Genomic DNA, 22960 nt, shown 5'->3' with positions numbered 1-22960 from the left:
TTCGTACAACGGTTCAGCGCGGCCCGCTGCTCTCGATGATGGAGAACGCCATACCGCTGTACGCCCTGTTTTCAATTTGTTGGCAAATTTTAGGTAGCTAAACATGCAGACCCCGCACATTCTTATCGTTGAAGACGAACTGGTCACGCGTAACACCCTCAAGAGCATCTTCGAGGCAGAAGGTTATGTGGTGTATGAGGCGACTGATGGTGCAGAAATGCATCAGGTGCTGACCGACAATGACGTTAACCTGGTGATCATGGACATCAACCTGCCGGGTAAAAACGGCCTGCTGCTGGCCCGTGAACTGCGCGAACAGGCCAATGTCGCCCTGATGTTCCTGACCGGCCGTGACAACGAAGTTGATAAAATTCTCGGTCTGGAAATTGGCGCTGACGACTACATCACCAAACCGTTCAATCCGCGTGAGCTGACGATTCGTGCCCGTAATCTGCTGTCGCGCACCATGAATCTCGCCATGCCGGGCGAAGAGCGCCGTCAGGTTGAGAGTTACAAATTCAATGGCTGGGAGCTGGATATCAACAGCCGCTCACTGATCAACCCGAACGGCGAGCACTATAAACTGCCACGCAGTGAGTTCCGCGCCATGCTGCACTTCTGCGAAAATCCGGGCAAGATTCAGACCCGTGCCGATCTGCTGAAAAAAATGACCGGCCGTGACCTTAAGCCGCACGACCGCACCGTGGATGTGACCATCCGTCGTATTCGTAAGCATTTCGAATCGACGCCGGACACGCCTGAAATCATCGCTACCATCCATGGCGAAGGTTACCGCTTCTGCGGCGACCTGCATGAGTAAGCTGCGGTAAGCCTGAAAAAAACGCCCCTGCGGGCGTTTTTTTTATGCTCAGTGCCACGGCATAATCGGCACGGCGCTGATCGCATTCTTCGGTGAACCATCGACGACTTTATCGGAGTAGGTCAGATAGACCAGGGCGTTACGCTTTTTATCGAAGAAGCGCACCACCTGCAGCTTTTTGAAGATCAGCGAGGTACGCTGGCGGAAGACCACCTCCCCCTCCGCTTTGCCCTGCGCGATTTTCTCACTCAGCTCCACTGGCCCAATCTGCTGGCACGAAATCGCCGCATCGGAGGTATCCTCAGCCAGCCCCAGCCCGCCTTTAATCCCACCGGTCTTCGCCCGGCTGATATAGCAGGTTACATTTTTAACATCCGGATCGTCGAAGGCTTCAACGACAATCTTGTGGTCAGGCCCGAATATCTTAAACACCGTGTCGACAGAGCCGATCTGTTCGGCGAGCAGCGGGCTGGAAAAGGTCAGTGCGGTCAGCGCAGCGAGGATAAGACGAGGTCTTGTCATGGGGTTACCATTGCAAATTGAATAGATGAACATGTAATGTACTGTCAATCGATATAATGACAAAACCAAAACGGGTTATGCCCGCACTGATTTAGCACAATCTTCCCCGGAAAACGGCCCACGTCTTTTGAGCAATGAGTGCTAATATTCTTCGATGCATTTAGCTGCACCACCAGAGTATGAGGATGTTTTATGGACCAAGCCGGTATCATTCGCGATTTGCTTGTCTGGCTGGAGAGCCATCTGGATCAACCCCTTTCACTGGACAACGTTGCCCAGAAAGCCGGTTACTCTAAATGGCACTTACAAAGGATGTTTAAAGACGTGACCGGACATGCGATCGGCGCCTATATCCGGGCGCGTCGCCTGTCTAAAGCGGCGGTGGCGCTGCGCCTGACCAGCCGTCCGATTCTGGACATCGCACTGCAGTATCGTTTTGATTCACAACAGACTTTTACCCGCGCCTTCAAGAAGCAGTTTGCGCAGACGCCGGCCTGGTATCGTCGCGCTTCCGACTGGAATTCCTTCGGTATTCGTCCCCCTATCCGTCTGGACAATGAGACGCAGCCGGAACCGACCTTCGTCACCCTGCCGGAAACGGTGCTGGTGGGTCAGACCCAGAACTACACCTGTATTCTGGAGCAGATTTCCAGCTACCGTGACGAGATGCGGATTCACTTCTGGAAGCAGTTCCTGCTGGAAACGGATACCGTGCCGCCGGTGCTGTATGGCCTGCATCAGGTGCGCGCCAGCCAGGAAAAAGATGACGAGCAGGAGATCCTCTACACCACGGCGGTGCCGGCTGACAGCGCGGGTAGCCTGCACTCCGGTCAGAACGTCATTCTGGAAGCGGGCGATTATGTGCAGTTCACCTACACCGGCCCGCGCGTCAATCTGCAGGAGTTCATTCTGCTGCTCTACGGCACCTGCATGCCGACACTGGGGCTGACCCGCCGTCAGGGGCAGGATATTGAACGCTTCTATACCCACGGCGGTAAAAAGCGTGCCGAGCCGCCGACAGAGATCCGTTGCGAATATCTGATTCCGATTCGCCGCCAGACCCCGGTCAGCTGATATTCAGGCTGCCGTCCTCACGACGGCGGCCTGCACACCTTCAGCGCTGCAGCTCGTCGAGAGCGGGCGCATCCAGATGAGAGATATCGCCCGCCATCTCCACAATCCACCCTTCGGCCAGCCAGGCGCTCTGCTGATAATCGACCCGCGAGAGCGAGCAGTTTCGCAGACGCAGCCGGCGTTCCGCCCAGGCAGGCAGACCGAGAATGGTGCTGACCAGCGATCCCAGCGCCATACCGTGACTCACCAGCAGCGGACGGCTCCCGGCCGGCAGGTCGAGACAGGCATTCAGCGCGGCGTGCATGCGCGCTGCCAGTTCGGACATGGACTCCCCTTCCGGGATGCGCCCGCCTTCGGTGCCGTTCACCAGCGTGGCACGCCACTGCTCTTCTGCGGCGGTTAAGCCATCCAGCGGACGCTTCTCCAGCACGCCCATATTGAGTTCCCGCAGGCGCGGATCGAGCGTCACCGTGCAACCACAGGCATCCGCGATAATCTCCGCGGTGCGGCGCGTACGGCCCAGATCGCTGGTGATAACGTGGGTAATACCCAGATGTTTCACGCGTTCACTCACCTGATGCGCCTGCTGTTCACCTTTTTCCGTCAGCGGACTGTCGGACTGCCCCTGAATGCGACGTTCCGCATTCCAAACCGTTTCACCGTGACGAACAAGATAGACCTGTAACATAGTAGTTTCCGTTATACTGCGACCAGAATCGCCTTAGAGCCTGTCTGTAGCCTGATGGGCCAGGCGCTTAACCATCTGAGGGTTCAATTAATTATGTACCATGTTGTCGCAGCCACCACCAATCCAGCGAAGATTCACGCGATTGCGCAGGCATTCAACGACGTTTTCGGCGAAGGATCCTGCCATATTGAAGGGGTCGGGGTCGATAGTGGTGTTGCCGCCCAGCCGCTGAGCCACCTCGAAACGCGAACGGGCGCACGTCAGCGCGTAATGAATGCCCGGCAGGTGCGGCCTGAAGCGACATTCTGGGTGGCGATTGAGGCGGGGATCGAAGAGGACAGCGCCTTTGCCTGTATCGTGATAGAGAATCAGAAGCAGCGTGGCGAATCGCGGTCAGCCAGCTTCACGCTGCCACCGGCGGTGCTGGCGGGTCTGCGCGAAGGGCGGGAACTGGGCGAAGAGATGGCGCGGTTAACCGGCATTGAAAATATCAAACATCAGGGCGGGGCTATCGGGGCGTTCACGCACGGCCTGCTCAGCCGCGCCAGCGTCTATCATCAGGCCCTGATTCTGGCGCTCTGCCCGTTTGTTCATCCGCTCTATCAGTCGTAATTACTCGCCGTCCAGATGCGCCTGCAGCCAGCGTTTCAGCTCCGGCGGCGCCTCTTTCAGACTGTTAGAGCCACGGGTGATGGTGGCGATACCTACGCCAAGTTCGTTTTTCAGCTCGCGCTGGCTCATCTCCCCCTTCATCAACTCTTCGATAATCCGCAGTCGTGTGCCAAACGCTTCCCGCTCATCCGCCGTCATCATCAGTTGCATCAGCGGCAGCGCGTGACCATCGGCAAAGGCCTGCTGCATCAGCCTGACAAAGCGCTGCCAGCTATCGTCGGCCGGAGGGGTTTCGGCTGAAGGGGAATGAGAATGGGTCATGAAGAGGCTTCCGTACTCGCTAAAGAGTACGGAAGCTTAGCACAGCTAGTAACGGCGATTCCACTCACCATCTGACAGGATTTTGTCAGGCTTGCCCATGAAGTGACGATAGTAGGCGTCATAGGCCAGCACGTTCTTCACGTAACCGCGCGTTTCAGAGAACGGAATAGTCTCGATAAACGCCACGGCGTCGAGATTACCTGCACTGGTTTTCAGCCAGCTTCGCACCCGTCCCGGACCGGCATTGTAAGCCGCAGAGGCGAAAATCCGGTTCTGGTCAAACTGCTGGTAGACATACTCCAGATACTGGGTACCAATCTGAATATTGGTTTCCGGATCGAGCAGCTGACTGCTGTTGCTGTAGCCGGAGATGTCATACATCTTCACGGTGTGCGCCGCGGTGGCAGGCATGATCTGCATCAGACCACTCGCCCCGACCGGCGAGCGCGCTTTCGGGTTCCAGGCACTCTCCTGACGCGAAATCGCCATCGCATAGCTTGGCGGGATCTGCTTCACCTGGGTGTTGCGCTCGTAAACGCTCTGCCACGCCAGCGGGAACCGCTCTTTCAGACTGTCCCACATTTTGGCCGTGATCGTGGCCTGCACGCTGAGATCCCACCAGTCCTGCTCATTGGCGTAGCGCGCCAGCATCTGCTGCTGCGTATGTGTGCGGCTGCCGATCAGATTGCTCCACTCGCTGCGCGCCAGGTTATCCAGCCCCCAGTACATCAGTTCACGGACGCGCGCCAGCTCGGGGCCCTGCACCGTAGCACTGTCAGGCTTGGGTGCTTCATCAATCTGCAGCGGATAATCCACTCCCAGACGCTGAGCGGCCACCATCGGATAGAAGCCACGCGCCTGCATCAGTTTACGCAGGATCTCTTCCGCTTCCTCTTTGCGATCTTTCTCAAACAGCAGGTCAGCCTGCCAGTACTGCCACTCATCTTTCTCTTTGGCCTCCACCGGCAGACGGGCGATCCAGGTGTTCAGGCCGCGCCGATCGTGCTGCGACAGCGCCAGCCGCACCCGGCGTTCTACCAGCGCGGTGGACTCACTGTTCATCACTACCGCATCGCGCCAGCGTGCCTGTTCAGCGGTCAGATCGCTGCCCATCATGCGCCAGACCACGATCTCTTTCAGCGCCTGCTCATCTTCCGGCCCCATTTTCTGCGCCCGGACCAGAATCGGGATCAGGCTGCGGGCGTTTTCCATATCCTGCCGCGCCACGCGGGTAAAGGCGTAAATCGTCGCCTGGCGGGTAAAGTCGGTAGGTCCGACGGCGCTGGCGAAGGTGCTGACCGTCAGCGGGTCCTGCTGCAGCGCCTGCACCGCGTCAGACATGGTCTGATAATCTGCCGGCAGGGTTTTCGCCAGATAGCTCACCAGGCTGTCGTTACCCGCCTTCATCGCCAGACGGATACGCTCCAGGATTGTGATCGGTGAAAGCTGACCCGATGAGTGCCAGACCGAGAAGAGCTTGTCGCAGTCGGCAGGCAGCGCAGTGCCGCGCAGCCAGATCTGCTTCGCGCCATCAAACGCGGCCTGCTGCTGACCTGTGGCCCATTTGGCGTAGTACCAGTTGCAGCGCGCCTGCACCGGTTTCGGTTCGGTCGGGCTGAAATTCAGCACGCCCTGCCAGTCCTGCCGGTAAGCCAGCACATTGATAAAGCGGGTGCTGAGCGAGCGCGCAGGCGGCAGCGTGGGATACTGGCGAATAAAATTCTGTACGGCCAGGGCGGTCTCCTGATCGAGATCCTGTGCCAGCAGGCGATATTGCAGATAAGGATAGAGCGGATAATCCTGAAGCGTGGGCAACAGCTGCTCCACGGTGGCCATCTGATTGCTGTCCCACGCCTGTTTAATTTGTTGATAACGTTGCCGTTGTTGATCAAGCGAATCGGCCCATGCGCTGCTGGCCGTACCGACCAGGCAGATCCCTATCATCCAGTTACGCCACTTCACCACGTAAATCTCCTCTGTTGCTGGGCGCCGGCGAGTTGCCAGGCAGTCTTCATGCTAACCAGGGCATCAGACTCTTGCCATGTTCTTCACAATATTTACGCACGCGGCGGTTAAACGCACCGTCATCGTTCAGCCTGCGCGCCGTCATTGTGCAAATAATCATCAGAAAAACTTATCACCTGTCGTTTTAAGACGTTGAATCATCAGCTTAAAAAAGTGGCACACCCTTTGCTCTGTTGAATTCCATCTTGTATACCAGCTGGAATCCTTCTTATGACTTCGACCACTGGCCTGACACTGCACGCCTGGCAACAACGCTACCAGCAGGCGCCACATCAGATTAGCGCACTGCTGAGCGCACACCTTGCCGCCCTGGATCCCCAGGATAATGCCTGGATCATGCTGGCGACCCCGGATCAGCTGGCGGCGCAGATTGAACCGCTGCTGGCTCACTATCAGCGCGATCCCGCATCGCTGCCTCTGTTCGGCGTGCCGTTCGCGGTCAAGGACAATATCGATGTGGCAGGCTGGCCCACCAGCGCCGCCTGCCCCGCCTTTACCTATACCGCCAGCGAGGACGCGGTAGCGGTAGCCAGACTGAAAGCGGCCGGGGCCGTGGTCATTGGTAAAACCAACCTCGATCAGTTTGCCACCGGTCTGGTCGGCACCCGCTCACCTTTTGGCGCGGTCAGTAACACCTTTGACCCCGATTATGTCAGCGGCGGCTCCAGCTCCGGCTCGGCCTCGGTGCTGGCGCGCGGACTGGTCGCCTTTTCCCTGGGCACCGATACCGCCGGTTCGGGCCGCGTCCCGGCCGGTTTCAACAATATCGTTGGCCTGAAGCCGACCAAAGGCTGGTTCTCTGCGCGCGGCGTCGTGCCCGCCTGCCGCCTCAATGACACGATTTCCGTGTTCGCCCTGACGGCAGAAGATGCCTGGAGCGTCGCCAGCGTGATCGGGGGCTACGATGCCGGGGACGCCTATTCGCGCGTGAATCCGCGCACTGCCCCCGCCAGCCTGCCGGTTCGCCCCCGCTTTGCCGTTCCTGACACGCCGGAGTTTTTCGATGATGCCGCCGCTGAAGCCGCCTGGGATCGGGCGCTGGAGGCCCTGCAGGCGAGTGGCGCGACGCTGCACCCCATCGACTTCACGCCGTTCCGGCAGCTGGCAGAGCAGCTCTACTACGGTGCCTGGGTTGCTGAGCGCACCGTGGCGGTAGGCGGGATGCTCGATCGCCCCACCGATATGGACCCGGTGGTGCATGAGATCGTCGCCAGCGGCCTGAAATACAGCGCCGTCGATGCCTACAAAGCGGAGTATCTGCGGGCCGGGCTGACGCGCCAGATTCAGCAGACCCTGGCGCAGTTCGACGCGCTGGTGGTGCCGACCTCACCCACCATTCATACCCTCGCAGAGATGAAGCAGGAGCCGATTCACTACAACTCACAGTTTGGCACCTACACCAACTTTACCAACCTCGCTGACCTCGCCGCGCTGGCGCTGCCTGCGCCGTTCCGCAATGACGATCTCCCGGCGGGTATCACGCTGATTGCGCCCGCCTGGCACGACCGGGCGCTGGCTGAATTTGGCATCCGCTGGCAGCGCCAGCTGGCGCTGCCGCTGGGGGCAACTGGCCTGCCCTGCCCGCCGCCCGTCGCTCTCCCCGTCTCCCCCGATCATGTCCGGCTGGCTGTGGTGGGGGCACACCTCACCGGCATGCCGCTGAATTTCCAGCTCACCGAGCGCAGGGCGGTATGGGTGGAAGAGACAAAGACCGCCCCTCACTACCGCCTGTTCGCCCTGCTGGACGGGGCGATTAAAAAGCCCGGCCTGATGCGGGACGAACAGGGTGCCGCCATCACCGTGGAGCTGTGGGACATCCCGCTGGCACGCTTCGGCGAATTTGTGGCGGAGATCCCCGCCCCGCTGGGTATCGGCAGCCTGACGCTGGCGGATGGGCGGATCGTGAAAGGCTTTATCTGCGAAGGCGCTGCGCTGAACAGCGCGCTGGAAATCACTGAATCGGGCGGCTGGCGTAACTGGCTGACCTCACAGGGGAGTCACTGATCATGTTCACCACCGTACTGATTGCCAACCGGGGCGAGATTGCCTGCCGCGCCATTCGCACCCTGAAGCGCCTGGGCGTCAAAAGTGTCGCGGTCTACTCTGACGCGGATCGCAATGCGCAGCACGTTAAGCAGGCGGACAGCGCGATCGCCCTCGGCGGCGACAAAGCCAGTGACTCCTACCTGCGCATCGACAAAATCCTGGCGGCGGCGCAGCAGAGCGGCGCACAGGCGATCTGGCCGGGCTACGGTTTTCTGTCGGAAAGCCAGGCCTTTGCCGAAGCCTGTGAGGCGGCGGGCATCGCCTTTGTCGGCCCGACCGCGCAGCAGATTGGCGAGTTCGGCCTGAAGCACCGCGCTCGTGAGCTGGCGGCCAGTGCAGGTGTACCGATGACGCCGGGCACTCCGCTGCTCGCCTCGCTGGAGGAGGCGATTCAGGCTGCCGACGAGATTGGCTACCCGGTGATGCTGAAAAGCACCGCGGGGGGTGGTGGCATTGGCCTGACGCGCTGCGCCGACGCTGACGCGCTCGCCAGCGCCTGGGAAAGCGTGCGCCGCCTTGGTGAGCAGTTCTTCAGTGATGCAGGCGTATTTCTGGAGCGCTGCATCGATCGCGCCCGCCATATTGAGGTGCAGATTTTTGGTGACGGTAACGGCACCGTCGTCGCACTGGGTGAACGCGACTGCTCCCTGCAGCGCCGCAATCAGAAGGTGGTGGAAGAGACACCCGCGCCCGGGCTTTCGCAGGAGACACGCGACGCCCTGCTCGCCTCGGCGGTGCGGCTGGGCGAACAGGTCAACTACCGCAGCGCAGGCACCGTGGAGTACATCTACGACGTCAGCCAGCAGGCGTTCTATTTCCTTGAAGTGAACACCCGCCTGCAGGTTGAACATCCGGTCACCGAATGCGTCACCGGGCTTGACCTGGTGGCGTGCATGCTGCAGGTGGCGGCGGGTGATCCGGTGGAGTGGTCACGCCTGCAGCAGCCGCTTCAGGGCGCGGCGATCGAAGTGCGGCTTTACGCGGAAGATCCCCTGAAAAACTTCCAGCCCAGCCCTGGCCTGTTAACCGCGGTCAGCTTTCCTGACGGCGTGCGTGTCGACAGCGGCGTCGAAACCGGCAGTGAAGTCTCCAGCTTTTATGACCCGATGATCGCCAAGCTGATTGTGCATGCCGACAACCGTGAAGCGGCGCTGGAAAAACTGCATCACGCGCTGGATGCGACCCAGCTGCACGGTATCGCCACCAACCTCGACTATCTGCGCCAGATTACCACCAGCGAGGCGTTTCGCAGCGGCAACGTCTGGACGCGCTATCTCGACAGCGTGGTGCCTGCCGCCACCGTGGTGGAGGTGCTGCAGCCCGGCACCTTCAGTTCGGTGCAGGACTACCCCGGCCGCCTCGGCTACTGGGACATCGGAGTGCCGCCTTCCGGCCCGATGGATGACTTCGCGTTCCGGCTGGCTAACCGCATCGTCGGAAACCATGAGGCGGCGGCGGGGCTGGAGTTCACCCTGCAGGGCCCCACCCTGCGCTTCCACTGCGACGCGATTGTGGCGCTGACCGGCGCAGAGTGTGACGCGCAGCTTGATGGTGAAGCGGTCAGTTACTGGCAGCCGCTGACGGTGAAAGCGGGACAGACGCTGACGATGGGACGCGCCCGCCAGGGCTGCCGCAGCTATCTGGCGGTGCGCAACGGCTTTGACGTGCCGGAATATCTGGGCAGCCGCAGCACCTTTTCGCTGGGCCAGTTTGGCGGTCACGCCGGACGCACCCTGCGCGTCGCCGACATGCTGCCAGTCTCACAGCCTGCGCGCGCCGCCTGCACCACACCGGCCCCGACTGGCGCGCCGCAGCCGCTTGATGCGTCGCTGATTCCGCACTACGGCACTGAATGGCGCATCGGTGTGCTCTATGGTCCGCACGGCGCACCGGACTTTTTCACCCAGGCCGCCATCGACGAGTTCTTTGCCAGCGACTGGCAGGTGCACTACAACTCTAACCGCCTCGGCGTGCGGCTGGTCGGCCCGAAACCGACCTGGACCCGCGCCAACGGCGGTGAGGCGGGCCTGCATCCCTCCAACGTTCACGACTGTGAATATGCCATCGGTGCGGTCAACTTCACCGGCGACTTCCCGGTGATCCTGACGCACGACGGCCCGAGCCTCGGCGGCTTTGTCTGTCCGGTAACCATCGCCAGAGCCGAGTTGTGGAAAGTGGGCCAGGTCAAACCCGGCGACACCATCCGCTTCCATCCAATCAGCGCGGAGGAGGCGCTGGCGCGGGAGAACGCGCAGCGTCATCTGATTGAGACACTGCGCCCGGAACATCCCCCGGCCTTTGCCGTGCCGTCGCTGGCCGAAACCGCTCACGGCTCCGCCACGATCCTCGCCGCCCTCGACGCCACCGACACCACCCCGAAAGTGGTCTATCGCCAGGCGGGCGACAAATATGTGCTGATTGAATATGGCGACAACGTGCTGGATCTGGCGCTGCGTCTGCGCGTGCACCTGCTGATGAATGCGCTGACGGCGCAGGCAGAACCCGGCGTCGAGGAGCTGTCGCCGGGCGTGCGCTCGCTGCAGGTACGCTACGACAGCCGCATCATTAATCAGTCCGCCCTGATGACGCTGTTGCTGGCGCTGGAGGCGACGCTGGGCGATGTCAGCACGCTGAAGGTGCCCTCCCGCGTGGTGTGGATGCCGATGGCCTTTGAGGACAGCGCCACGCTCGGTGCCGTCAGCCGTTATGAGGAGACGGTTCGCGCCAGCGCCCCCTGGCTGCCGAACAACGTGGACTTTATCCAGCGTATTAATGGCTTAAGCAGCCGGGAGGAGGTGCGCGCGACCCTGTTTGACGCCAGTTATCTGGTACTGGGGCTGGGTGACGTCTACCTCGGCGCGCCCTGCGCTGTGCCGGTCGATCCACGCCATCGTCTGCTGAGTTCCAAATACAGTCCGGCGCGCACCTTTACCGCCGAAGGCACCGTCGGCATCGGCGGCATGTACATGTGTATCTACGGTATGGACTCGCCTGGCGGCTATCAGCTGGTGGGCCGGACGCTGCCGATCTGGAACACCTTCCTGAAAAATCCGCAGTTCGCGCCCGACGCGCCGTGGCTGCTGCGCTTCTTCGATCAGGTGCGCTTTTATCCCGTCAGTGAAGAGGAGCTGACCCGGCTGCGCGAAGATTTTCGCGAAGGTCGTGGCAGCCTGCGCATCGAAGAGACGCAGTTCGATTTTGCCGCCCACCAGCAGTTCCTGACCGATCACGCCGCTGAGATCGCGGCGTTCCGCCAGCGCCAGGCCGCCGCTTTTGAGCAGGAGGTGCAGCTATGGGCGCAGGAAGAGCAGAGCGCGCCGCAGGCTGAGGAGGCGCTGGCCAGCGTCAGCGAGGAGCAGGAAAACGGCGTGGCGGTGCAGGCTGACCTCAACGGCAATATCTGGAAAGTGCTGGTGCAGCCGGGCGACGCGGTCAGCGCCGGTCAGACCCTGATCATCGTGGAAGCGATGAAGATGGAGCTGGCGATTGTCGCCCCGCAGGCCGGTCGGGTCACGCGTATCGCCTGCCAGGCGGGCCGCCCGGTCAGCCCGGGCGATAACCTGCTGTGGCTGGAATAAGGAGCAGCAATGACAAGGCAACCTCAATCCCCAAAAGCGCGCCCGGAGGCGCTGGCAGAGCGGGTCTATCAGGCGCTCAAGGCCGATATCTTCGCCTTTCGCCTGATGCCGGGTGACCGCTTCAGTGAAAGCGAAATCGCCGGACGGCTGGCGGTAAGCCGCACACCGGTGCGTCAGGCGCTGTTCCGGCTGGAGCGCGAAGGTTTTGTGGAAGTGTGGTTCCGCAGCGGCTGGCAGATCCGAAATTTCGATTTCGCCTGGTTTGAATCGCTCTATGACCTGCGCACCGTGCTGGAGTGCGAGGCGGTAAAACGCCTCTGCGCCCTGCCCGCCCCGCAGTGTGCGGCCCTGTTAGCGGAGCTGAACCAGTTCTGGTGTGAAGCAGAGGCGCTCACCGAAGGGCTGGTGGTTTCGCAGCACGATGAGGCGTTTCACATGACGCTGGTGGCAGCGGCGGGCAACCCGGAGATGGCCCGCATCCATGCCGAACTCACGGAGAAGATCCGCATTATCCGGCGGCTCGACTTCACCCGCGACGACCGTATCTGCGCGACCTATCAGGAACATGCAGAGATTTTACAGGCGATTTTTCAGCAACAGACCACCGACGCGCAACGCATGCTGACCGACCATATCGCCGTCAGCAAGGCGGAAGTCAGGAAGATCACGTTGCATCGCCTGCAGCAGGCCCGGCTCCAGACCATCGAATAACACAACAACCACTCAGGGGTTCAGATGATGAAAAGACGTTCGTTGATCAAAGCTTTTGCGCTCTCCGCCACCGTTGTCAGCATGGGATTTGCCTGGAGTGCGCAGGCGGCTGACACCATCAAAGTGGGGATCATGCATTCCCTCTCCGGCACCATGGCGATTTCTGAAACGCCGCTGAAAGATGTGGCGCTGATGACGATCGATGAGATCAATGCCAAAGGGGGCGTGCTGGGGAAAAAGCTGGAGCCGGTGGTGGTAGACCCCGCCTCTAACTGGCCGCTGTTTGCCGAGAAGGCGCGGCAGCTGCTGACGCAGGACAAAGCGGCGGTGGTGTTTGGCTGCTGGACCTCAGTGTCACGCAAATCGGTGCTGCCGGTATTTGAAGAGCTGAACGGCCTGCTCTTCTATCCGGTGCAGTATGAAGGCGAAGAGATGTCGCCTAACGTCTTCTACACCGGTGCGGCGCCAAACCAGCAGGCGATCCCGGCGGTGGAGTATCTGATGAGCGAAGATGGCGGCAGTGCTAAACGCTTCTTCCTGCTGGGCACCGACTACGTCTATCCACGCACCACCAACAAGATCCTGCGCGCCTTCCTGCACAGCAAAGGCGTGGCGGACAAGGATATCGAAGAGGTCTATACGCCGTTTGGTTACAGCGACTACCAGACCATCGTGTCGAATATCAAAAAGTTTGCGGCTGGCGGCAAAACTGCGGTGGTCTCGACCATCAACGGCGACTCCAACGTGCCGTTCTACAAAGAGCTGGCCAACCAGGGGATCAAAGCCACCGACATTCCGGTGGTCGCCTTCTCGGTGGGTGAAGAGGAGCTGCGCGGCATTGATACCAAACCGCTGGTCGGCCAGTTAGCCGCCTGGAACTACTTCGAATCGATCGACAACCCGACCAACGCGAAGTTTGTCGCGGACTACCGCGCCTACGCCAAAGCGCACAATCTGCCGAACGCCGCCACCGTGGTCACCAACGACCCGATGGAAGCGACCTATGTGGGCATCCATATGTGGGCCCAGGCGGTGGAAAAAGCGGGCACCACCGATGTCGACAAAGTGCGGGCCGCAATGGCCGGTCAGACCTTTAACGCCCCGGATGGCTTTACCCTGACCATGGACAAAACCAATCACCATCTGCACAAGCCGGTGATGATTGGCGAAGTGGAAGAGAACGGCCAGTTCAGCGTGGTGTGGCAGACCGACAAGCCGGTGCGCGCGCAGCCGTGGAGCCCGTACATTGCCGGTAACGACAAAAAGCCCGATTACCCGTTAAAAACCGCGCAGTAAGCGCGCGGCAGACAGGCAGCGTCAATCGCTGCGAAGCGGCAGCACGGCTGTGTAATCCGCCGTGCTGCCTCCCCCTGACGAGGCTCTCTTTATGACTCTATGCCGCTGCTTATTCAGCCTGCTGCTGCTGATGCCGCTGCTGGCCAGCGCCGGACCGGCGGCTGACTTTGCCGCCGCCAGCCGCAGCCAGCAGGCCACCCTGCTGCAGCAATGGGCCGCCGCGCCGGACAGCCAGCGCCTGCCGCTGCTGGAAGCGCTGCACGCCGAAACGGTCGTCATCGACCAGAACAAACAGCCCTTCAGCCAGCAGGGTACACAGCTGACACCGCTGGAGGGTGCGGCCCGGCCCGCCGGTAACCTGAAAAAACTTTTTATGAACAACCGGCTGCGCGTGCTGGTCAACAATGCGCTGGCCGCCCACCAGCTGGTGAGCAGTGATGCCGCGCTGCGCCTGCGTGCCGCGCAGCAGCTGCAGAATGGAGGGGTTGCCGACCAGCTGCCGCTGCTGACGCAGCGCCTCGCCGCCGAGCAGGATAGCCGGGTTCATGCCGCCTTAGCGTTGGCGCTGGCCAGCCTGCAACTGGCAGACAGCAATCCGATGGTGCGCCTGCGTGCGGTCAATCTGCTGGGCGAGTCCAGCGATCCCGACACCCAGGCCAGCCTGCAACGCCTGACTCAGCCCGCAAATGAACCGGATGCCACGGTACGGGCCGCGGCGGCGGACAGCCTGCAACAGATTCAGCAGCGGCTGCGGTGGGGCGATCTGCTGGGTCAGGCCTTCAGCGGCCTGTCGCTGGGATCGATCCTGCTGCTGGCCGCGCTGGGCCTGGCGATCACCTATGGTCTGCTCGGGGTGATCAATATGGCACACGGCGAAATGCTGATGCTCGGCGCGTACGCCACCTGGTGGGTACAGAGCCTGTTTCAGCAGTTTGCGCCGCACTACCTGGCCTGGTATCCGCTGCTGGCGCTGCCGGTCGCCTTCCTGGTCACCGCCGCCATTGGTATGGCGCTGGAGCGCACGGTGATCCGCCATCTTTATGGCCGCCCCCTGGAGACGCTGCTCGCCACCTGGGGGATCAGCCTGATGCTGATTCAGCTGGTGCGGGTGCTGTTCGGGGCGCAAAACCTGGAGGTGGCGAATCCATCGTGGCTGTCAGGAGGATTACAGGTGCTGCCTAATCTGGTGCTGCCGTGGAACCGCATCGCGGTGATCCTGTTCGTGGTATTTGTGCTGGCGCTCACCTGGCTGCTGCTGAACCGCACCCGCCTGGGCATGAACGTGCGCGCCGTGACGCAGAATCGCGCCATGGCGGAGTGCTGCGGCGTGCCGACCGGCCGCGTCGATATGCTGGCGTTCGGGCTCGGCTCCGGCATTGCCGGGCTGGGCGGCGTGGCGCTGTCGCAGCTGGGCAATGTCGGCCCGGAACTGGGTCAGGGCTATATCATCGACTCGTTTCTGGTGGTGGTGCTGGGTGGCGTCGGCCAGCTGGCGGGCACCGTGGTCGCCGCCTTCAGTCTGGGCATTCTGAACAAAGTGCTGGAGCCGCAGATTGGCGCGGTCCTGGGCAAGATCCTGATTCTGGTGCTCATCGTACTGTTCATTCAGAAACGTCCGCAGGGGCTGTTTGCGGTGAAAGGAAGGGTGACTGACTGATGACGCAACCTATCACGCTTCGCGTGGCGCGCACCGCGCCGCGCCTGACCCTTACCCTGGGCCTGGTCATCACCCTGGCGCTGCTGCTGATGCCGTTTCTGGCGCTGCTACCCGCCACACATCCGCTGGCTATCTCCACCTACACCCTGACGCTGGTCGGCAAAATCCTCTGCTATGCGGTGGTCGCCGTTGCGCTGGATCTGGTGTGGGGCTACGCTGGCCTGCTGTCGCTGGGCCACGGCCTCTTTTTTGCCCTGGGCGGCTACGCCATGGGCATGTACCTGATGCGCCAGGCGGCCGGGGAAGGCTTACCCGCCTTTATGTCCTTTCTCTCCTGGCGTGAGCTGCCCTGGTTCTGGGCCGGCACCGACTCCTTCGCGTGGGCGCTCTGTCTCAGCATGCTGGTGCCGGGCCTGCTGGCGCTGCTGTTTGGCTTCTTCGCCTTTCGCTCAAAAATCAAAGGCGTCTACTTTTCGATTATGACGCAGGCGCTGACCTACGCGGGCATGCTGCTCTTCTTCCGTAACGAAACCGGTTTTGGCGGCAACAATGGCTTTACCGGCTTCACCACCCTGCTCGGCTTTTCGGTCACGGCGACCCCGACCCGTATCGGACTGTTTGTCGCCACGGTGCTGCTGCTGCTGCTGAGCCTGACGATCGGCTTCGCCCTGGCGCGCAGCAAATTCGGCCGGGTGCTGACCGCCGTGCGGGATGCGGAGAACCGCCTGACCTTCTGCGGTTACGATCCGCGCGGCTTCAAGCTGTTTGTCTGGACGCTCTCCGCGGTGCTGTGCGGTCTGGCCGGGGCGCTCTATGTGCCGCAGGTCGGCATCATCAACCCTGGCGAGATGTCCCCTGCCAACTCGATCGAAGCGGCGATCTGGGTGGCGCTGGGCGGACGCGGCACACTGATTGGCCCGCTGCTGGGCGCAGCGATCGTTAACGGCGCGCGCAGCTTCTTCACCGTCGCCTTCCCGGAATACTGGCTCTTTTTCCTGGGCCTGATGTTTATCCTGGTCACGCTGTTTCTGCCACACGGCGTGATTGGCCTGCTGCGCCGGAGAAAAAAATGAGTGATGCCCTGTTTACCCAACCCCAGTTAGCGGATCGCCACCGGGTGCAGCGCGATCCGGTGCTGCAGCTCGATAAGATCAGCGTCTCCTTTGAGGGCTTCCGGGCGCTGACCGATCTCTCGCTGCAGATCGGCGTCGGTGAGCTGCGCTGCGTGATCGGCCCCAACGGCGCGGGCAAAACCACACTGATGGATGTGATCACCGGCAAAACCCGGCCGGATGCAGGCCGGGTGATCTACGATCAGGACAGCGATCTGACCCGTCTGTCACCGGTGGCGATCGCCCGCGCCGGGATTGGCCGTAAGTTCCAGAAACCCACGGTTTTTGAAGCGCTGACCGTGTTCGAGAATCTTGAGATCGCCCTCAGGGCCGACAAATCGGTGTGGGCCTGCCTGCGCGCCCGCCTCAACAGCGAGCAGCGGGACCGGATTGATGAGGTGCTGAAGCTGCTGCGGCTGGGCGGCGAGCGCCAGCGCCGGGCGGGCCTGCTGTCGCACGGTCAGAAGCAGTTTCTGGAGATTGGCATGCTGCTGGTGCAGGAACCGCATCTGCTGCTGCTGGATGAACCGGCGGCGGGCATGACCGATGCGGAAACGGCCTACACCGCTGAACTGTTTCGCAGCCTGGCGGGGAAACATTCGCTGATGGTGGTGGAGCACGACATGGGCTTTGTGGAGACCATCGCCGACCACGTTACGGTGCTGCATCAGGGACAGGTGCTGGCGGAGGGATCGCTGCGCGAGGTGCAGGCCAACGAGCAGGTTATCGACGTTTATCTGGGGCGCTGAGATGTTACAGGTTACTGAACTGAATCAATATTATGGCGGCAGTCACATCCTGCGCGGCCTCTCGTTTGAGGTCAGGATTGGCGAAATCACCTGCCTGCTGGGGCGCAACGGCGTGGGAAAAACCACGCTGCTGAAGTGCCTGATGGGCCTGATCCCGGCGAAGTCGGGGGAGATTCACTGGCAGCAGCAGCGGATGAATGGCCGCAAACCGCATCAGCGGGTGCAGGCTGGCATCGCCTATGTGCCGCAGGGGCGGGAAATTTTTCCGCGCCTGACGGTGGAGGAGAATCTGCTGATGGGCCTGTCACGCTTTCCGGCGGCAGAGGCACGGGCCGTCCCGGAGGAGATCTATCAGCTCTTCCCGGTGCTGCAGGCGATGAAGTCACGCCGGGGCGGCGACCTCTCTGGCGGCCAGCAGCAGCAGCTGGCGATCGGCCGGGCGCTGGCCTGTCGGCCGCAGCTGCTGATCCTGGATGAGCCGACCGAAGGGATCCAGCCATCGGTGATCAAAGAGATCGGCGCGGTGATCCGCCAGCTGGCGCAGCGAGGCGATATGGCGATCCTGCTGGTTGAGCAGTTTTATGACTTCGCGGCCGAACTGGCGGACAGCTATCTGGTGATGTCCCGCGGTGAAATTGTGCAGCGAGGCCGCGGCGACGCCATGGAGGCAGAAGGCGTGCGCGGCCTGGTGGCGATTTAACGCCCGGCTTACAGTAAGCCGGTCTCCACTGAGCGGTGGCGCGATTCCCCCGCGCGCCAGAGGTTTGCGGCCCTCACGGATTGCGGGTAAGATTGAGTGCCAGCCTGGCGGATGAGACGCAACTCATTCAAATCTGTGAGGTTTGTCGCGTATCGACGCCGATTCCGGCGTCCTTCCTCCGCACTGCAGGATAGGGAACAGAGAGATGACCATGGAAACCCGGCGCGATGAACGCATCCAGAAACTGACGCAGGCGCTCAAACGCACCGACAAACTCCATCTGAAAGATGCGGCCCGGCTGCTGGGCGTCTCTGAGATGACGGTTCGCCGCGATCTGACCGAGCCGGGTTCCAGCGTAGTGCTGCTGGGCGGTTATATCGTCAGCGATCCCAAAAGTCATGCCGGTCACTATTTTGTCAGCGACCAGCACGGGCAGAACGCCGCCAGAAAGCAGCGGCTGGCTCAGGTGGCCGCCAGCCTGGTCAGCGAGAACGACACGGTCTTTTTTGACTGTGGCACCACCCTGCCCTATATCATTGATGCCCTCCCCGACACGCTCTCTTTTACCGCCATCTGCTGCGCCATGAACACGTTTCTGGCTCTGAAAGAGAAACCGGCCTGTCACGTGATCCTGAGCGGCGGGGAGTTTCATGCCGACAATGCGCTCTTTACGCCGGTGGGTGTGCACACCCTTCTCGACGATCTCTGCCCGACGCTCGCCTTTATCTCTGCGGCCGGGATCGACAAAGATCAGGGCGCAACCTGCTACAACACCAACGAGCTGACGATGAAACATCACGCCATGCTGCGCGCCCGGCAGTCGGTGCTGGTGGCGGACAGCAGCAAATATGGCAAAGTGCTGCCCGCCCGCATCGGCGACCTGCAGCGCTTCGATCTGCTGGTCAGCGACAGTGCCCCCGATCAGGCCCTGCAGACCTGGCTGACGCAGCAGGCTATTCCCCTGCGTCTGCCCTGAGGCCGGAGGCCAGCCGGTCTCTGCCCGCCTTTTCATATGGCTCGCCGGTGAGCCGGACAAATCAGCGTCTTATGCCTGACCGCTCCCGGCCCGCGAATATTCGCCGCCCCCCGGCTGGGATTAAGGGGTGAAAAAGGCTAAACTTCGACATCATTCCAACGACCAACAGACCCAGAGGCTCAAACCAACGTGGCTCAATTCGTCTATAGCATGCATCGCGTCGGCAAAGTGGTTCCGCCGAAGCGACATATCCTGAAGAACATCTCGCTCAGCTTCTTCCCTGGCGCCAAAATCGGCGTACTCGGCCTGAATGGCGCGGGTAAATCGACCCTGCTGCGCATCATGGCCGGCATCGATAAAGATATTGAAGGGGAAGCGCGTCCGCAGCCAGGCATCAAGATTGGCTACCTGCCGCAGGAGCCGCAGCTCAACCCTGAACACACCGTGCGTGAGTCGATTGAAGAAGCGCTGTCGGAAGTGGTTGGCGCACTGAAACGCCTTGATGAAGTTTACGCACTCTACGCTGAAGAGGATGCTGATTTCGACAAGCTGGCCGCTGAACAGGGTCGTCTGGAAGAGATTATCCAGGCGCACGACGGCCACAACCTGAATACCCAGCTGGAACGTGCAGCCGATGCGCTGCGTCTGCCAGACTGGGATGCGAAAGTCGCGACCCTTTCCGGTGGTGAACGTCGCCGTGTTGCCCTCTGCCGCCTGCTGCTGGAAAAACCAGACATGCTGCTGCTGGACGAACCGACTAACCACCTGGATGCGGAATCTGTCGCCTGGCTGGAACGCTTCCTGCACGACTTCGAAGGCACGGTCGTCGCCATTACGCATGACCGTTACTTCCTGGATAACGTGGCAGGCTGGATCCTGGAGCTGGACCGTGGCGAAGGCATTCCATGGGAAGGCAACTACTCCTCCTGGCTGGAGCAGAAAGATGCGCGTCTGGCGCAGGAAGCCTCTTCTGAAGCTGCCCGTCGCAAGTCGATTGAGAAAGAGCTGGAGTGGGTTCGCAAAGGACCAAAAGGCCAGCAGTCTAAAGGCAAAGCCCGTCTGGCACGCTTTGAAGAGCTGAACAATACCGACTACCAGAAGCGTAACGAAACCAACGAACTGTTCATTCCGCCAGGTGCCCGTCTGGGTGACAAAGTGCTGGAAGTCAGCAACCTGCGTAAGTCCTATGGCGACCGTGTGCTGATTGACGATCTCTCCTTCTCCGTGCCGAAAGGCGCGATTGTCGGGATTATCGGTCCGAACGGCGCGGGTAAATCGACGCTGTTCCGCATGATGTCCGGTCAGGAACAGCCTGATTCCGGCAGCATCGTGCTGGGCGACACCGTCAAGCTGGCCGCCGTGGATCAGTTCCGCGACAGCATGGACAACTCGAAAACCGTGTGGGAAGAAGTTTCCGGCGGTCAGGATATTATGCGCATCGGTAACACCGAGATGCCAAGCCGCGCCTATGTCGGACGCTTTAACTTCAAAGGCGTCGATCAGGGCAAACGCGTGGGCGAACTCTCAGGCGGTGAGCGTGGTCGTCTGCACCTTGCGAAGCTGCTGCAGGTTGGCGGCAACATGCTGCTGCTCGATGAACCGACGAACGACCTGGATATCGAAACCCTGCGCGCACTGGAAAACGCCCTGCTGGAGTTCCCGGGCTGTGCCATGGTCATCTCGCATGACCGCTGGTTCCTGGACCGTATCGCCACCCATATTCTGGATTACCAGGATGAGGGCAAAATTGAATTCTTCGAAGGTAACTTTACCGAATACGAAGAGTACAAGAAGCGTACCCTCGGCGCAGATGCGCTGGAGCCGAAGCGCATCAAGTACAAGCGTATGACGAAGTAAAGGTATAAACGGGCGGCAGCGATGCCGCCTTTTTTTTGGCTCAGTCAGCGATAAAAATCCCTGAACACCGGGGATTGCAGCGCGAACTCGATAAAGCGAGCCAGCGCCGGAGAGTGCAGTTTGCGCCCCGGATAGACCAGCCAGAGTTCATTCCCTTCAATCTCCCATTCCGGCAGGACGGGCACCAGACGCGGGTCCGCCATCGCGCCATCGGTCAGAAAGTGCGGCAGCAGCGTGATACCGGCATCACCCAGCGCGCATTCACGCGCGTAGAGCAGATTATCGGTGAGGTGGCCTGGCGGCAGCAGCCAGCGATAGAACTCATCATCGCGCTGCAATACCCACTCATTCCAGGCGCGATGGGCAATACAGCGGTGCGCAGAGAGTTGCTGCGGATGAACCAGCGGCGGATGCTGATCGAGATAGCCCTGCGAGGCGACCAGCAGTCGCGGGCAGTTACCGATCCGGCGGCCAATCAGCGACGACTCGTGCGGCTGACCGGTGCGCAGCGCCACATCGAACCCCTCCTGCACCAGATCGCGCATCTCGTCGGAGATCGACACATCCAGCGTCACATCGGGGTAGAGGCGTAAAAATGCCGCGTTACAGCGTGCCAGCAGCGTCGCGCCAATCCCCGCCGGGCTGGTGATGCGCAGACGACCGCTGGGATTTTCACGCAGGCTGGCGATCGCCTGATCCGCGCGTTCACTCGCCTGCATCATCTCCTGACAATGCAGCAGATAGCGCTCACCGGCAAAGGTCAGATTGAGCTGGCGGGTTGTGCGGTTCAGCAACCGAATCCCTACCCGCTGCTCCAGCTGGCTGATGCGCTGACTGACGCTCGATTTGGGCAGCCCCGCCCGCTCTGCCGCGCCGGTAAAGCTGCCGCACTCCGCCACCAGCGCAAAGAGCGCCATATCCTGCCACTGCCGGAAGGCCATTGTTCACCTCAGACGAACACTCTATGAAAGATTGTCCATCTTATCACCGCTAAAACCAGGTTCTACACTTAAAGCCTGTTCCAGATCGTGACGCTAGTCTGCCACGGACAGCGCATCACCCGCCGGGCGGCCTCTTCACCGGCTGGCGTGCACTGCCCAGGGCCAGAATGGCAACTGACACTCTCCAGGCTTTGAGCCTGACTTAACAGGAAAATGCTATGTCTATTCGCGCTATCGCTATTAATCCGGAAAGTCCTGAAAACTTCACAGAAATCTTCCCTGAAACCCCGACGCCCGGTGAGTATGACCTGCGGGTCAGCGTCAAAGCCGCCTCGGTCAACCCGGTCGACACCAAAGTCCACAAAGGGGCGATCAAAAATGGCTTACAGGTGCCGCGTGTTCTCGGCTGGGATGCCAGCGGCGTCGTGCTGGAAGTCGGCAGCAAAGTCAGCAACTTTAAACCTGGCGATGAGGTCTTTTACGCTGGCGACCTGACCCGTCCTGGCAGTAACAGCACCGAGCAGCTGGTGGATGCGCGCATCACCGGCCACAAGCCCGAAAGCCTGGACTGGGCGCAGTCGGCGGCCATTCCCCTGACGGCGCTGACCGCCTGGGAAGGCCTGTTTGAGCGGCTGAACCTGGAGACGGCAACCGAGGATCAGACACTGCTGATCGTCGGCGGCGCTGGCGGTGTCGGATCGCTGGCGATCCCGCTGGCGAAGCTGCGCAGCAAGGTTCAGATCATCGCCACCGCCTCCCGCGAGGACTCCGCGCAGTGGTGCCGCGATCGGGGCGCCGACAAGGTGATCAACTATAAAGATATGATCGGTGAGCTGGAGAAAGAGGGCATTAAACAGGTGGACTACATCTTCTGCCTGAATGATACCGACGGTCACTGGGAGACGATGGCAAAACTGATCGCCCCGCAGGGCCATATCTGCACCATCGTGGAAAATGAGCATCCGCTGTCGATGGATCAGCTGAAGCTGAAGAGTGCCGCTCTGCACTTCGAGCTGATGTACACCCGCAGCATGTTTAAAACGCCCGATATGGCGCGCCAGGGCGAGATTCTGGATGCCGTTTCGGCACTGCTGGATGAAGGTAAACTGCAGACCACACTGAGCGAGACGCTGCACGGCTTAAGCGTTGAAACCTTAACCGCTGCCCATCAGCGTGTGCTGGAAGGTCATATGCGCGGCAAAGTGGTTATGGTCTATTAATCCGGCTGTTCTGCGGCGGCGGTGAAAAGCAACAGCCGCCGCGCTGAGGATGTAT

The 22960-nt window shown here is 61.0% G+C and carries 19 protein-coding genes; 14 read left to right on the top strand and 5 right to left on the bottom strand.

Translation table 11 applies throughout. The annotated features are described in order from the left end of the window. The first annotated feature begins 103 nt into the window (after window positions 1-103). Window positions 104-820, top strand: a complete 717-nt coding sequence (arcA, locus tag AC6I7A_RS02860) for a two-component system response regulator ArcA (RefSeq protein WP_009092239.1) — start codon at window positions 104-106, stop codon at window positions 818-820. Window positions 821-868: 48 nt separating this feature from the next. On the opposite strand, the gene creA is transcribed toward arcA, so the two are convergent. Then, complete coding sequence (gene creA / locus AC6I7A_RS02855; protein WP_009092240.1) at window positions 869-1342, bottom strand: protein CreA; 474 nt, start codon at window positions 1340-1342, stop codon at window positions 869-871. 192 nt (window positions 1343-1534) lie between these two features. Between creA and robA the strand changes: the two genes are divergently transcribed. After that, window positions 1535-2416 (top strand): MDR efflux pump AcrAB transcriptional activator RobA, encoded by an 882-nt coding sequence (gene robA, locus AC6I7A_RS02850; RefSeq protein ID WP_009092241.1) that lies wholly within the window; start codon window positions 1535-1537, stop codon window positions 2414-2416. Window positions 2417-2456: 40 nt separating this feature from the next. On the opposite strand, the gene gpmB is transcribed toward robA, so the two are convergent. After that, window positions 2457-3104 carry a 2,3-diphosphoglycerate-dependent phosphoglycerate mutase GpmB gene (gene gpmB / locus AC6I7A_RS02845; protein ID WP_046101183.1) on the bottom strand — a complete coding sequence of 216 codons (648 nt, stop codon included), beginning with the start codon at window positions 3102-3104 and terminating at the stop codon, window positions 2457-2459. A gap of 93 nt (window positions 3105-3197) precedes the next feature. On the opposite strand from gpmB, the gene yjjX reads away from it, so the two are divergent. After that, window positions 3198-3716, top strand: coding sequence for an inosine/xanthosine triphosphatase (gene yjjX, locus AC6I7A_RS02840; RefSeq protein WP_009092243.1), 519 nt, complete (start codon window positions 3198-3200; stop codon window positions 3714-3716). Here yjjX and trpR read toward each other — a convergent pair whose 3' ends face one another. Together trpR and sltY are read right to left on the bottom strand one after the other, a co-directional pair. Beyond that, window positions 3717-4037 carry a trp operon repressor gene (gene trpR / locus AC6I7A_RS02835; RefSeq protein WP_058957753.1) on the bottom strand — a complete coding sequence of 107 codons (321 nt, stop codon included), beginning with the start codon at window positions 4035-4037 and terminating at the stop codon, window positions 3717-3719. 45 nt (window positions 4038-4082) lie between these two features. Next, on the bottom strand, window positions 4083-6002 hold the full coding sequence (sltY, locus tag AC6I7A_RS02830; protein ID WP_058957754.1) for a murein transglycosylase: 1920 nt from the start codon (window positions 6000-6002) through the stop codon (window positions 4083-4085). Between the two features lie 270 nt (window positions 6003-6272). Between sltY and atzF the strand changes: the two genes are divergently transcribed. The 10 genes from atzF (at window position 6273) to ettA (ending at window position 20744) form a co-directional block, all read left to right on the top strand. Then, window positions 6273-8066, top strand: coding sequence for an allophanate hydrolase (atzF, locus tag AC6I7A_RS02825; protein ID WP_046101181.1), 1794 nt, complete (start codon window positions 6273-6275; stop codon window positions 8064-8066). Window positions 8067-8068: 2 nt separating this feature from the next. After that, window positions 8069-11686, top strand: a complete 3618-nt coding sequence (gene uca / locus AC6I7A_RS02820) for an urea carboxylase (protein WP_058957755.1) — start codon at window positions 8069-8071, stop codon at window positions 11684-11686. Window positions 11687-11695: 9 nt separating this feature from the next. Further along, window positions 11696-12397: a GntR family transcriptional regulator gene (locus tag AC6I7A_RS02815; RefSeq protein WP_046101179.1), complete on the top strand. Its 702-nt coding sequence runs from the start codon at window positions 11696-11698 to the stop codon at window positions 12395-12397. Window positions 12398-12424: 27 nt separating this feature from the next. Beyond that, the gene (gene urtA / locus AC6I7A_RS02810) at window positions 12425-13693 is read left to right on the top strand and encodes an urea ABC transporter substrate-binding protein (RefSeq protein WP_058957766.1); all 1269 of its coding nucleotides are present in this window, start codon (window positions 12425-12427) and stop codon (window positions 13691-13693) included. A gap of 91 nt (window positions 13694-13784) precedes the next feature. After that, the gene (urtB, locus tag AC6I7A_RS02805; RefSeq protein ID WP_058957756.1) at window positions 13785-15350 is read left to right on the top strand and encodes an urea ABC transporter permease subunit UrtB; all 1566 of its coding nucleotides are present in this window, start codon (window positions 13785-13787) and stop codon (window positions 15348-15350) included. Further along, complete coding sequence (gene urtC, locus AC6I7A_RS02800) at window positions 15350-16423, top strand: urea ABC transporter permease subunit UrtC (protein WP_058957757.1); 1074 nt, start codon at window positions 15350-15352, stop codon at window positions 16421-16423. The genes urtB and urtC overlap by 1 nt, the downstream gene beginning before the upstream one ends. Continuing rightward, window positions 16420-17211, top strand: a complete 792-nt coding sequence (gene urtD, locus AC6I7A_RS02795; protein ID WP_009092253.1) for an urea ABC transporter ATP-binding protein UrtD — start codon at window positions 16420-16422, stop codon at window positions 17209-17211. The genes urtC and urtD overlap by 4 nt, the downstream gene beginning before the upstream one ends. A gap of 1 nt (window position 17212) precedes the next feature. Beyond that, entirely contained in the window at window positions 17213-17911 is a 699-nt protein-coding gene (gene urtE, locus AC6I7A_RS02790) for an urea ABC transporter ATP-binding subunit UrtE (protein ID WP_009092254.1), read from the top strand. Window positions 17912-18122: 211 nt separating this feature from the next. After that, on the top strand, window positions 18123-18887 hold the full coding sequence (gene deoR, locus AC6I7A_RS02785; RefSeq protein WP_009092255.1) for a DNA-binding transcriptional repressor DeoR: 765 nt from the start codon (window positions 18123-18125) through the stop codon (window positions 18885-18887). 189 nt (window positions 18888-19076) lie between these two features. Next, window positions 19077-20744, top strand: a complete 1668-nt coding sequence (gene ettA / locus AC6I7A_RS02780; RefSeq protein ID WP_072215507.1) for an energy-dependent translational throttle protein EttA — start codon at window positions 19077-19079, stop codon at window positions 20742-20744. A gap of 44 nt (window positions 20745-20788) precedes the next feature. Here the strand turns inward: ettA and AC6I7A_RS02775 are convergent, their stop codons facing one another. Further along, on the bottom strand, window positions 20789-21685 hold the full coding sequence (locus AC6I7A_RS02775; protein WP_058957759.1) for a LysR family transcriptional regulator: 897 nt from the start codon (window positions 21683-21685) through the stop codon (window positions 20789-20791). A gap of 218 nt (window positions 21686-21903) precedes the next feature. Between AC6I7A_RS02775 and AC6I7A_RS02770 the strand changes: the two genes are divergently transcribed. Next, window positions 21904-22905, top strand: coding sequence for a zinc-binding alcohol dehydrogenase family protein (locus AC6I7A_RS02770; protein WP_009092259.1), 1002 nt, complete (start codon window positions 21904-21906; stop codon window positions 22903-22905). Window positions 22906-22960 lie beyond the last annotated feature (55 nt).

The sequence above is a fragment of the Type-F symbiont of Plautia stali genome, from assembly GCF_059731105.1.
Note: the sequence above shows the minus strand (reverse complement) of the source record. Positions and strands in the feature narration are given on the sequence as shown.

What these genes read in the sequence shown, in the direction of transcription:
- arcA (WP_009092239.1), top strand. Translation starts at nt 104, where the DNA reads ATGCAGACCCCGCACATTCTTATCGTTGAAGACGAACTGGTCACGCGT.
- creA (WP_009092240.1), bottom strand. Translation starts at nt 1,342, where the DNA reads ATGACAAGACCTCGTCTTATCCTCGCTGCGCTGACCGCACTGACCTTT.
- robA (WP_009092241.1), top strand. Translation starts at nt 1,535, where the DNA reads ATGGACCAAGCCGGTATCATTCGCGATTTGCTTGTCTGGCTGGAGAGC.
- gpmB (WP_046101183.1), bottom strand. Translation starts at nt 3,104, where the DNA reads ATGTTACAGGTCTATCTTGTTCGTCACGGTGAAACGGTTTGGAATGCG.
- yjjX (WP_009092243.1), top strand. Translation starts at nt 3,198, where the DNA reads ATGTACCATGTTGTCGCAGCCACCACCAATCCAGCGAAGATTCACGCG.
- trpR (WP_058957753.1), bottom strand. Translation starts at nt 4,037, where the DNA reads ATGACCCATTCTCATTCCCCTTCAGCCGAAACCCCTCCGGCCGACGAT.
- atzF (WP_046101181.1), top strand. Translation starts at nt 6,273, where the DNA reads ATGACTTCGACCACTGGCCTGACACTGCACGCCTGGCAACAACGCTAC.
- uca (WP_058957755.1), top strand. Translation starts at nt 8,069, where the DNA reads ATGTTCACCACCGTACTGATTGCCAACCGGGGCGAGATTGCCTGCCGC.
- AC6I7A_RS02815 (WP_046101179.1), top strand. Translation starts at nt 11,696, where the DNA reads ATGACAAGGCAACCTCAATCCCCAAAAGCGCGCCCGGAGGCGCTGGCA.
- urtA (WP_058957766.1), top strand. Translation starts at nt 12,425, where the DNA reads ATGAAAAGACGTTCGTTGATCAAAGCTTTTGCGCTCTCCGCCACCGTT.
- urtB (WP_058957756.1), top strand. Translation starts at nt 13,785, where the DNA reads ATGACTCTATGCCGCTGCTTATTCAGCCTGCTGCTGCTGATGCCGCTG.
- urtC (WP_058957757.1), top strand. Translation starts at nt 15,350, where the DNA reads ATGACGCAACCTATCACGCTTCGCGTGGCGCGCACCGCGCCGCGCCTG.
- urtD (WP_009092253.1), top strand. Translation starts at nt 16,420, where the DNA reads ATGAGTGATGCCCTGTTTACCCAACCCCAGTTAGCGGATCGCCACCGG.
- urtE (WP_009092254.1), top strand. Translation starts at nt 17,213, where the DNA reads ATGTTACAGGTTACTGAACTGAATCAATATTATGGCGGCAGTCACATC.
- deoR (WP_009092255.1), top strand. Translation starts at nt 18,123, where the DNA reads ATGGAAACCCGGCGCGATGAACGCATCCAGAAACTGACGCAGGCGCTC.
- AC6I7A_RS02775 (WP_058957759.1), bottom strand. Translation starts at nt 21,685, where the DNA reads ATGGCCTTCCGGCAGTGGCAGGATATGGCGCTCTTTGCGCTGGTGGCG.
- AC6I7A_RS02770 (WP_009092259.1), top strand. Translation starts at nt 21,904, where the DNA reads ATGTCTATTCGCGCTATCGCTATTAATCCGGAAAGTCCTGAAAACTTC.